The organism is Halorubrum vacuolatum (assembly GCF_900188065.1).
GTDB lineage: Archaea > Halobacteriota > Halobacteria > Halobacteriales > Haloferacaceae > Halorubrum > Halorubrum vacuolatum.
The window spans coordinates 171,105-182,290 of record NZ_FZNQ01000003.1 but is presented as its reverse complement, the minus strand read 5'-3'; the positions used below and the strand labels follow the sequence as shown (position 1 = coordinate 182,290).

The window sequence follows — 11,186 nt, the reverse complement described above, 5'->3', positions numbered from 1 at the left end:
AGATATGTCACGGGCGCAAACACGGTCGGCGCCCACCCCGCACGGCGAGGTCGCATACGAGGTGGTGAGCTGTGCCAACTGCGGAACGGAGGTCGTTCCCGAGGAGGCCGTTCCGGTCGGGATCGGCGCGGAGACGTACGTCTGTACCGGGCTCCCCTTCTGTCGTGAGTCACACGAACGCCCGCGTGAACACGCCGCGCTCTGTGAGTACTGTGCGGAGGCGACGCTCGGCTACACGCACGAGCCGGACGGCGTCGGCGACCGCATGGCGGCGTTCACCGAGGATCATTCCGCGCTCGGCGTCGGGCTCTGGCTCGGCGTGGTCGGCGGTGTCGCCCTCGCGATCGGACTGATAGTCGTCCAGTTGGTGCTCGGGCTCGGGTGATCGAGCGCCGAAAGCGGGGTGGCGGCATCGTGAGACTGAACGCAGGAGTCAGAAACTGGAACCGATGACCGTCCCGATACGACCCGTCAACCGCGGCGATCTCCTCGACGTCCTCCGGATCGAAAGGCGCTGCTTTTCGGACCCCTGGCCGTACGCGACCTTCGAACGGCTGCTCGACGCCCCGGCGTTTCTCGTCGCCGAGGACGCCGACGAGGTCGTCGGCTACGTCGTCGCCGATCGAACGCCGAACTTCGATCGGGACATTGGTCATATAAAAGATCTCGCCGTTCGACCCGAAACACGGGGCGCCGGGGTCGGCCGCGCCCTGCTTCGAGCCGCCCTCGCACGGCTCCGTATCGAAGGTGCAGTCGTCGTCAAGTTGGAGGTTCGAGAGGACAACGAGACGGCGCGATCGCTGTATGCGAGCGAGGGGTTCGAGCCGGTTCGTCGGCTGCCGCGATACTATTCCGACGGGGAGGACGCGCTCGTGCTCGTGGTGGATGTCGCGGCGTGGGCCGGCCGATAACACCGATAAAAAGACTCAACCGACCGCGGCGGCTTTCTCCAGTTGAATGGATCCCTCACGAGGTGGTCGAAACGCCGATGCGCTGGGTGAGGACTACGAGACGTCGGTCTTTTCTCGCGGATTCGAAAAGCTCGTTCCCGCACCTCTCGCCCGATTCGCTGCGACCATCGACGTGACGACCGATCGCGAGAGCTATGCGCCCGGTGACCCCGTCACCCTCCGCGTGGCGATCAACAACCGGCTTCCGGTCCCGATCGACGTGCCGATCGCCGAGCCGCGCATCTGGGGCTGGAGCATCGATGGATTGCTCGAGGCGACCGACGAGCGGACCTACGAGCCGGAGAGACGGCAGTCGCTCTCGCTGCGCGCCGGCGAGACCCGGACGGTCGAGCACGTGTGGAACGGGTATATAAAACGAACCGCCGATGGCCGTCGAACGATCCACGAACCGCTCGCGCGTGGCAAACACGAGATCAGGGTGTTCCTCGGGACGAACCCACGAAAGACGGGGTCGACGACGGTCACGGTGCGGTAGCCGGCGGCGCGGGCGTTCGAAAACGGCCGGCGGCTCAGATCGCGTCGTCGCGATGGAGGTGACAGCTCACGTCGTGGTCACCGGTGCCGAATTCGGCCGGGATCGTGTACTGTGGGCGCTCGGTCGCACAGATGCTCGCCTCCTCGAACCGCTCGGTCACGAGCTTCTGAGCGTCGTCCCACTCGCGGTCGGCGATCGACCGACAGACCTCATCGATGATGTCGCCCGCCTCGCCGTCAGGACGGCCCTCCGGGAAGTAGTCGGCATCGACGGCGTCGGTTATTTCGCCCACCGGAAGGCCCGCATCCTCGTCGGGATACTCGGGGACGAAGGTTCGGCGCTGAACGGCGCGGGTGAAGCGTCTGACCTGCGACCAGTCGTCCGGCGAGAGATCCAGTTCGTCCGGCTGGATGAGCGAGGGGCAGCGGGTACGGAACCGACACCCCGAGGGCGGGCCGATCGGGCTCGGCACGTCACCCTCCAAGGTCCCACGGGCGTCCCGGGACCGGGGATCCGGGATCGGGATCGCATCGAGCAATGCCTGCGTGTAGGGGTGTTTCGGGTTCTCATAGAGCTCCTCTTTTTCAGCCAGCTCCGCGATATGGCCGAGGTACATGACGGCGACGCGATCGGCGATGTACCGGACCACCGAGAGGTCGTGTGAGATGACGAGGTAGGTGAACCCGAACTCCTCCTGGAGGTCTCGCATCGTGTTGAGCACCTGTGCCTGCACGCTCACGTCGAGCGCCGACACCGGTTCGTCACAGACGATGAGGTCCGGGTCGGTCGCCATCGCCCGCGCGAGGTTGATCCGTTGGCGCTGGCCGCCGGAGAACTCGTGTGGGTAGCGGTTGTAGTACTCCCGTTTGAGTTCGACGCGTTCGAGCAACTCCTTGGCCCGCTCACGACGCTCCGTTTTCGTGTACATGTCGTGGGCCTTCATCGGCTCCTCGATGATCTGGCCAACCTTCATCCGGGGGTTGAGCGAGGATTGGGGGTCCTGGAAGATCATCTGCATGTCGCGTCTGAGCGGCCGGATCTCCCGCTGGCTCCGCTCGGTCAGCTCCACGCCTTTAAACGCGACACGCCCGTCGGTCGGTTCGATGAGTTGGAGGATCGTCCGAGCGAGCGTACTCTTGCCACAGCCGCTCTCGCCGACGAGCGCGACCGTCTCGCCTTTGGCGATCTCGAAGCTCACGTCGTCGACCGCCTCCACGACCTCCGAGCCGAAGACGCCCGCGAGGAGGCCGGTGTCGGACTGGAAGTGTTTCGTGAGCCCCTCGATCTCGAGCAACGTCTCGCCCATCTCGACGTCCGCAAGCGCTTCAGTGACGCTCATTTTTCCACCTCCACTTCGAGCGGCTCGGCCTCCCAGTAGCCGACCTCCTCGTGTTTGAGACAGGACGCGCGGTGAGCGGCCCCATCGGCCGTCTCGGCGACCTGTTCGAAGGCGGGCTCGATCTCCCGGCAGGGCTCGCGAGCGTCCGGACAGCGGGGATGGAACCGACAGCCGGACGGCGGGCTCCGCGCGCTGGGCATCGTTCCCTCGATCGGTTCGAGGTCATCGACCGTTCGATCCGGTCGCGGAATGGAGTTCAAAAGCGCCTCCGTGTAGGGGTGTTGGGTGTCGTGGAAGATCTCATCGACCGGCCCCTGTTCGACGATCTGGCCGAGATACATCACGTTGACACGGTCACAGATCTCGGCGACGACGCCCATGTCGTGGGTCACCCAGATGAAGCTCGTCCCGAACTCCGCCTGAAGGTCGTTGACGAGTTCGAGGATCTGTCCCTCGACGGTGACGTCGAGCGCGGTCGTCGGCTCGTCGGCGATGATGAGGTTCGGCCGACAGCCGAGCGCCATCGCGATCAACACGCGCTGGCGCATCCCGCCGGAGAACTCGTGCGGATAGTCGCCGTATCGCTCCGCGGCCTCGGGGATCCCGACGCGGCGGAGCATCTCGATGGCTTCCTCTTTGGCCTCCTCGCCGCTGAGGTCCCGGTTGAGTTCGATGAACTCCTTGACCTGTCCGCCGACCGTGTAGACGGGGTTGAGGCTCTCCATCGGGTCCTGAAAGATGATCGCGATCTCGTTGCCACGGATCTGATCACGCATCTGTGCCTCCGTGAGCATCTCATCGCGGGGGACGAGCTCCTCGCCGGTGTCCTCGAAGCCGACGATGGTCCGTCCCATGTAGTCGACCTCGCCGCCGACGACCTCGCCCGGCTCCTCGATGAGCCGCAACACCGATGAGGTCGTCACGCTCTTGCCCGCGCCGGATTCGCCGACGAGCCCGACGATCTCGCCCTGTTTGACGTCGAACGAGACGCCATCGACCGCCCGGACCACGCCGCGTTCGGTGTAAAACTGTGTCTTCAGGTCGGTCACTTCGAGTATGGTGTCAGACATGATAGGTTGTGGATAGCGAGTTATTTGATCCGCGGGTCGAGTGCGTCCTGGAGGCCGTCACCGAACAGGTTGAACCCCATGATGGTGATGAGGATGGCGAGTCCGGGCCAGATGCTCATCCAGGGGTTCGAGTGCATGTACTGGTGGGAGATCCGGAGCATCTCACCCCAGTCGGGCGTCGGCGGCTGCGCCCCATAGCCGAGGAACGACAGGCCCGCAACGATGAGGATGGTGACGCCGATCTGCAGCGTCGCCAGCACGAGTACCGGCGCGAAGCTGTTCGGGATCACGTGTCGCCGAAGGATATCGCGGTCCTTCACGCCGGTCGCACGCGCCGCCTCGACGTAGTCCATCTCGCGAACGCTGAGCACCCGGCTCCGAATGAGCCGGGCGAACACCGGGATAAAGGCGATCCCCACCCCGAAGACCGCGTAGATGATGTCCGGGTCGCCCCCGCTCACGAACACGGTAAAGACGATCACGAGCACGAGCGGCGGGATGGCGTACAGCGTCTCGACGGCACGCATCAACACGTCGTCGACCCAGCCGCCATAGTAGCCGGAGACCGCGCCGACGATCGTGCCGCCGATCATCCCGAGTCCCGTCGCAACGATCCCGACGAAGAAGGACACGCGGGTGCCGTAGACGAGCCGGGAGATGTAATCACGGCCGTTGCGGTCGGTGCCGAGGGGATGTTCAAGCGATCCGCCCTCAACGAAGAAGGGGGGCATCCGACGTTCGGTCGTGCCGGGATCGGGATGCCGTTCGGGATGATACCAGACGGACTCCGCGAGCGTGAAGTTCTCGACGCGCCCGAACGTGATCGTCGAGAGGTTCGCGTCGATGGTCGTCACCATGGCGACCGTGCCGACGATGGCGATGACGTAGAGCCCGAAGCGCGCCGTCGTGTCGTCTTTGATCTTCGAGAGCGTGTGTCGCCAGCCGACGTTCGGCTCGAACTCACTGCCACTATCCTCGTCCTCCTGGGTCTGTTGTTCACCGATCGCCATGTTAGCTTCCCTCCCCGTAGGACACGCGTGGGTCGATATACGCGTACGCGATGTCCGTGATGATCACGCCAATGACGAAGACGAAGCCGATCACCACGGTCGTACCCAACACGAGTTGGTAATCATGCGTCTGTATCGACTGGATGAGCAGCCGCCCCATCCCGTTGATCGAAAACACCATCTCGATGAGGACGGCCCCGCCGATGGCGCTCGTCAGGTTCAATCCAACGAGCGTGACGACCGGAAGCTGTGAGGGCCGGAACGCGTGCTTTCGCAGGATCTTTCGCTCGGAGACGCCGTAGGCGCGGGCGAGTTTGACGTACTCCTTTTGCAGCGACTCGATCATCGAGCTCCGCTCGACGCGCATGATCGTCGCCATCTGGAGCGTCCCGAGCGCGATCATCGGGAGGATGAGGTGTCTCACGGTCTGATAGTATAACTCCAGCGTGGAGCCGTAGCCGTAGTGGGAGGGGTCACGCCACGGATACACCAACCTGCCGGAGGGCAACCACCCCAATTGAACCGAAAAGAGGATGATGAGCATGATCCCGATCCAGAAGGAGGGCGTCGAGACGCCGATGAGCGCGACGATCCGCGAGACGTGGTCGGCCGGCTGGTTGCGCCGCGTGGCCGCCAACACGCCAAGCGGGATGGCCGTCACCAGCGCGAACGCGAACGCCGACATCATCAACAGCAGCGTCGGCGGGAGCCGGGTGAGCATCAGGTCCGAGACCGGACGCTCGTAGTACATGCTCAGTCCGAGATCACCCTGCAGGAGTCCCGGCGGTGCATCGGCGAAGCCCGGAAACCCGATCTGTGCGAGGAACCACGAGAAGCCGATGTAGTTCAGGAACTGGATGTGTAGCGGTTCATCGAGTCCGTACCGCTCCTCGATCGCCTGAATGAGTTCGGGGCTCGCGTCCTGTTCGGCCAACATGACGTCGACGGGGTTGCCCGGCATCGAGTTGACCAACAGGAAGGTGATGACGGCGATGCCGAACATCACCGGAATTGCCTGTAGGAAGCGGTTGAGCGTGTAGCGAAGGAGTCCCATTGTCTATCCGGTGAGTGGTTGGTTGTGTTGTCTGTTGAGGGTTGATAAGTGGCTCTATTCGTCGAAAACCGCGGGCGAAGCGGTTAGCGGAGTGCCGCGTCCGGCAGGTCCATCCGCGGCGTCGTGGTCGTGCTGGTGTCGGGGAGCACGTTCTCGACGCGGTCTTCGTCGTACGCGATGGCGCTCAGCGTGTTCCAGCCGGGGATCCAGACGACCTCCTCGAGGATCTCCTCGATGACCTCGATGTAGAGCTCGCGGCGCTCGTCCATGTCGACGGACTCACGGGCCTGAACGATCTTCTCGTGGAACTCGTCGCTCTCGTAGAAGTGACCTTGATTCACGCCGGCCTGGCTCTCGTGGAACAGCTGGTAGAGGTAGACGTCGGGGTCCCCACCGCCGGTCCATCCGAGCGAGTAGACGTTGAACTCGTCGGCATCGCCGGACTGGTAGGTGTCGGTGAACGTGTCCCAGTCGAGTCGATCGACGCGACCGCCGTAGCCGATCTCGTTGAGGCGGTCGACGACCAGCTCACACCACTGTTCACGGAGGTCGTCCGGTGGGGATATAAAGCGGATCTCATCGCCCTCCTCAATGGCGTCGGAGTTGTCGAGCAGTTCCTGTGCGCGATCCGGGTCGAACTCGTACTCCATGTCGTTCCACTCGTCGACGGGGAAGTCCCACTCCTCGGCGATGGTTGGCCCGACCGGATAGTTGATGTTCTGGCCCGCTTCACCGATCACGTCGTCGACGAACGCACTGGTGGAGTGGCAGTAGGCGACGGCCCGACGCACGTCGGGGTCGGCCGTCGGGCCCTCCTGACAGTTGAACGCGAGGTAGAACACGCCCGTGTCGGCCGTGTCCTCGATGGAGATACCGTCCTCCGCCTCGATGGACTCCCAGTCCGCTGGTGGAATGCCCTCCATCACGTCGGTCTCGCGGGCCAGCATCCGTGAGACGCGGCCGGCGTCGTCCTCGGCGGGCTCCCAGCGGATCGAGGGGATCTGGCTCGGCTCGTCCCAATAGTCCTCCCAGAGGGTGACGTCGGCGAACTCGCCGATCTCCGCCTGATCGAACTGGTACGGCCCGGAGCCGATGGGGTTCTCCAGGTTGAACGCCTCGGGGTCATCCTGCCGAGCCTCGGCGTTGACGATGTACGTCGCCAGCGTCACCGTCTCGAAGGCCCCGTACGGGAACTCGAGGTCGAACTGGACGGTGTGGTCGTCGATCGCCTCGGCGTCCTCGATCATGTCGAAATCCGGCATGTTGTCCGTCTGCTCCTCGACGGGCGCGGTGAACGAGTGGATCACGTCTTCTGCGGTCACCGGCGTACCGTCGTGGAACTCCGGCTCCTCACGAAGCGGGATGATGAACCGCTCGCCGTCGCGCTCGATCTCGGGAGTGTCGGCCGCGATCTTCGGCTGCGGATCGACCGTCTGGACGTCGTACTCATAGAGGCCGTCGTAGATCGTGTGGTAGATCTGGCCCGAGTACGCGTCGTTCGCGACGACGGGGTCCCACTCGATCGGGGCGACCTGTTGGGTGATGTTGAGCTGACCCTCGACGTCGGGAGTGTCGTCGTCGTCGTCCGGAAGGTCCTCCTCGGCATCGTCGGCACAGCCGGCAAGGAAGAGGGACGTCGAGACGGCGGCACCGCTGGCGATAGCTTGTCTGCGGGTGATGCGGGAACGTTCGTCGGTGAGTCGACGCATATTATGCACCTTCGAGGGTCCACCTATAAATCTTGTCCAATGAACGGAAAGTGAAAGAAGTGCCTCAGGTATGTCCAATAATCGTCGGTGAAAAGACAAACGTGTATCGATGAGAAATATTTATGAATATCTTGCCGCTTCCTAATGAGATATATTCCACTCTGTTGGGATCGGTGTAAATACCGAACGAGTTTATCTGTTGATGACTCCGTTTCCATCATTACGAACGTCGACGACCGTGCCGACTCCCTTGCTCGACCCTTCCCGGAAAACGAACCGCTGACCGGGTTCGACGAGATACGGCCTGAACTTAAATCGAACGCGGGTTCGACCGGTATCGCCCGGAAGGAGCCGCCCTTCGGCCGGCGCAAAGACGGCCGCCTCCGAGAGCGTCTCCAGATGCACAACCGGCTCGTAACCTTCCCGGATCCGCGTCGGGTGGTTGAGCACCATCACCTCCGCTTCGAACTCCCGGACCGGTTCGACATCGTCGGTGCGGGGAACGAGCGCCATCCCTCGCTGGATCTCCGCCTCCTCGACCCCTTTGAGCGCGATGCCGACGATCCGGCCGGCCTTCGCCCGGTCGACGCGGTGATAGTGCATCTCGATGGAGCGGACCTCCACCTCCCGGAACGTCCCGTCCGGCATCGGTCCGAGGAGCAGCTCGTCGCCGGCCTCGACGCTTCCGGAGGTGACCGTCCCGGAGGCGACCGCGCCCACACCGGTCACCTTGTAGCTCCGGTCGATGTACATCCGGAACGCCTCCCGTTCGGGGGTGGCCCGCTTCGGGAGCGACGCGAAGAGCCGGTCGAGGTCGTCCAACCCTTCCATCGTGACGGCGCTCGTTCGCAGGATCGGGACGACCCCGTCTCCGACCTCCTCGATCGCGACGTCGACGCCGTGGCGGTCGACTAAAAGCGGCGTCTGTCCGACGTCGCGCAGCGTGGACTCGACCTCCCGTTCGACCGCGGCGAGCCGCTCGGGCGTCACCGCGTCGGCTTTGGTGAGCACGACGATGGTGGGGAGCTCCGTCGCCAACAGGATCCCGAGGTGTTCACGCGTCGTCCGTGTCGGCCCGTCGTCGGCAGCGACGACGAGGAGTCCGTAATCGAGCTTCTGCCCGACGATCCCCCGGATCGTGGTTCGGAGCCACGGCTCGTGGCCGACGGTGTCGACGAACGAGACGAGCCGGTCGGCGCGCTCAACGATCCCCGCGCGATCTGATTTCCGGTGGGGATTGTCCATCCGAACCGGCTCGTCCGCGTCGTCCGCGAAGCCGTAGACGGCATACGAGAGGTCCGCCGAGAGCCCGCGTTCGACCTCGTGCGGCTGGACGTCGAGGAACCCGCGCGTTCCGCCCTGACCGTCGTCCGCGCGACCGGTGACGAGGCAGCCGACGAGCGTCGATTTGCCGTGGTCGACGTGGCCGGCGGTGCCGACGACGATGTGGTCGTCGTCGGCCTCGAAGACGCCGCCCTCCTGCAGGGTCGCGAGACCGACGAGCCCCTCTTCGTCGCCGTTGCCAGCCGATCCCGCGCTCCATGTCTCGACGTCGGCGATGTGCGCGTCCGCCTCCTCGGCGAGCAACGAGAGGACGTCCATCGTCTCCGAGAACGTCTCCGGAGAGATGCCCGCGAGCCCGCCGTCGTCGGTGACCCCGAGGACGTAGGTCGCCTCCCCGTCGCCCGAGAGTACCCGGTGGCGCAACTGGGCCACGAGCGACTCCATCCGGCCCTCGGAGAGATGGATCTCGCGGCTCAAGCGCTCTTTAAATTCGATCGCCCCGCCGTCCCGCTCGCCACGCTCGATGGTCCGCTGGAGCACGGACCGGTCAGCGCTCATGGAGAGCCATAGGGATCCACCGGCTATAACGGTTTTCGTGCGGTGCGTCACCGTGTCTCGGGGGAGAGGCGTGGTTCGCATCGCGCGAGCACGTGGTTCCGCATCGCGCGAGTACGTTGACGAGCGCGACCGGACCGGATGGATATAAGCGAATCCCGCCACAGCGGGGGTATATGGATGAACGCGTACGCGAGCACGCAGAGGTACTCGTCGACTGGAGCGCTCGGGCCGGAGCCGGCGACGACGTGGTCGTCGACGTCGCGGAGGGGGCTCACGACCTCGCGGTCGCCGTCGCGGAGGTCCTCGGCGAGCGGGGGGCGAGCGTCACGACCCTCTATGGATCCGAGGAGGTCGCCAGGGCATATTTAAAAGGGCACGAGACTGCCGTCGACGAGGCGGGCGACGATAACGGCGGTCCCACGGAGCGATTCGGCGACCCGACCGTCGATCTGGCGCTCGTCGAGGCCGCCGACGTCTACCTCCGGCTCGGCGGCGGCCGCAACACCACGGCGACGGCGGACGTCGACCGCGCGGTTCGCCGGGCGTATGCGTCCACACGAACCGAGGTTCGAGAGGCCCGTATGGACACCGACTGGGTCTCGACGGTCCATCCGACGCGCAGCCTCGCCCAACAGGCCGGGATGGCCTACGAGGAGTATCGCGACTTCGTTTATCACGCCGTCCTCCGCGACTGGGAGTCGCTCGCCGATGAGATGGCCGAAATGAAGGCGATCCTCGACGCCGGCGAGGAAGTGCGGATCGTCACCGAGCGCGACGACGCCCCCGACACGGACGTGACGATGTCGATCGCGGGCCGCACCGCCGTCAACTCCGCCGCCTCCGTCGCGTACGACTCACACAACCTCCCCTCCGGCGAGGTGTTCACCGCCCCGTACGCGACCGAGGGCGAGGTCTTCTTCGACGTGCCGATGACGATCGAGGCGACCCGCGTCCGGGACGTCCACCTCGTCTTCGAGGACGGCGAGGTCGTGGACTTCACGGCCGAAAGCGGCGAGGAGGCGCTCGCGTCGATCCTCGATACCGACGCCGGCGCACGACGACTGGGTGAGCTCGGGATCGGCATGAACCGCGGAATCGACCGCTTCACCGACTCGATCCTCTTCGACGAGAAGATGGGGGACACGGTCCATCTCGCGATCGGTCGCGCCTACGACGCCTGCCTGCCGGACGGCGAATCGGGCAATCAGAGCGCGGTCCACGTCGATCTTATAAGCGACATGAGTCAGAACTCCTTCATCAGCGTCGACGGCGAGGTCGTCCAGCGAAACGGGACGTTCCGCTGGGAGGACGGGTTCGAGGGATGAGCGGCGATTCGTCGATGTGAAAACGAACGGATCGGTGGAAGTCGTGCGGAGGAGACACGAACTCCGAGTGAATACAGCGCGCCGGTCTGACACGGGATTCGCCGACTCGTATATAAGTGCATTATTCGATTAACGGTGAGACCAATGAGGGCACGACCGCGATACAGTACGTTGGACGATGGGACTGTCAGATATCCTCGAAGGCGAGATGACGACGAAACAGATGGGACTCATCATGATCTTCTACATGCTGGCGCTGACCGTTTTTGGGATCCTAGCAGTGATGCTGATACACGGATATGGATGGCGACTGATCTAAACGTATTCTCGCTATGCAGCACACCGTGTGAAACCGATCACTCCGTGAGGATTCAATAAAACCAAGCGGACG

10 protein-coding genes are annotated in these 11,186 nt (G+C 64.3%); 4 read left to right on the top strand and 6 right to left on the bottom strand.

Going from position 1 to position 11,186, the window contains the following annotated elements:
* Positions 1–4: 4 nt before the first annotated feature.
* The 3 genes from CHB65_RS05005 to CHB65_RS04995 all read left to right on the top strand — a co-directional run bounded on the left by CHB65_RS05005 (position 5) and on the right by CHB65_RS04995 (position 1,446).
* On the top strand, positions 5–385 hold the full coding sequence (locus tag CHB65_RS05005; protein WP_089383955.1) for a hypothetical protein: 381 nt from the start codon (positions 5–7) through the stop codon (positions 383–385).
* A gap of 64 nt (positions 386–449) precedes the next feature.
* Positions 450–911: a ribosomal protein S18-alanine N-acetyltransferase gene (rimI, locus tag CHB65_RS05000; protein WP_089383954.1), complete on the top strand. Its 462-nt coding sequence runs from the start codon at positions 450–452 to the stop codon at positions 909–911.
* A gap of 46 nt (positions 912–957) precedes the next feature.
* Entirely contained in the window at positions 958–1,446 is a 489-nt protein-coding gene (locus CHB65_RS04995) for a hypothetical protein (protein WP_089383953.1), read from the top strand.
* Between the two features lie 34 nt (positions 1,447–1,480).
* Here the strand turns inward: CHB65_RS04995 and CHB65_RS04990 are convergent, their stop codons facing one another.
* The 6 genes from CHB65_RS04990 to CHB65_RS04965 all read right to left on the bottom strand — a co-directional run bounded on the left by CHB65_RS04990 (position 1,481) and on the right by CHB65_RS04965 (position 9,470).
* Complete coding sequence (locus tag CHB65_RS04990; RefSeq protein ID WP_089383952.1) at positions 1,481–2,785, bottom strand: ABC transporter ATP-binding protein; 1,305 nt, start codon at positions 2,783–2,785, stop codon at positions 1,481–1,483.
* Positions 2,782–3,855: an ABC transporter ATP-binding protein gene (locus tag CHB65_RS04985; protein WP_089383951.1), complete on the bottom strand. Its 1,074-nt coding sequence runs from the start codon at positions 3,853–3,855 to the stop codon at positions 2,782–2,784. Before CHB65_RS04985 ends, CHB65_RS04990 begins: the two co-directional genes overlap by 4 nt.
* A 20-nt stretch (positions 3,856–3,875) precedes the next feature.
* Positions 3,876–4,865 (bottom strand): ABC transporter permease, encoded by a 990-nt coding sequence (locus CHB65_RS04980; protein WP_089383950.1) that lies wholly within the window; start codon positions 4,863–4,865, stop codon positions 3,876–3,878.
* A 1-nt stretch (position 4,866) separates the two neighbouring features.
* Positions 4,867–5,919, bottom strand: coding sequence for an ABC transporter permease (locus CHB65_RS04975; protein WP_089383949.1), 1,053 nt, complete (start codon positions 5,917–5,919; stop codon positions 4,867–4,869).
* An 83-nt stretch (positions 5,920–6,002) separates the two neighbouring features.
* Positions 6,003–7,628, bottom strand: coding sequence for an ABC transporter substrate-binding protein (locus CHB65_RS04970; protein ID WP_089383948.1), 1,626 nt, complete (start codon positions 7,626–7,628; stop codon positions 6,003–6,005).
* Between the two features lie 192 nt (positions 7,629–7,820).
* Positions 7,821–9,470: a GTPBP1 family GTP-binding protein gene (locus tag CHB65_RS04965; RefSeq protein WP_089383947.1), complete on the bottom strand. Its 1,650-nt coding sequence runs from the start codon at positions 9,468–9,470 to the stop codon at positions 7,821–7,823.
* Positions 9,471–9,643: 173 nt separating this feature from the next.
* On the opposite strand from CHB65_RS04965, the gene CHB65_RS04960 reads away from it, so the two are divergent.
* On the top strand, positions 9,644–10,795 hold the full coding sequence (locus CHB65_RS04960; RefSeq protein ID WP_089383946.1) for an aminopeptidase: 1,152 nt from the start codon (positions 9,644–9,646) through the stop codon (positions 10,793–10,795).
* Positions 10,796–11,186: the final 391 nt, after the last annotated feature.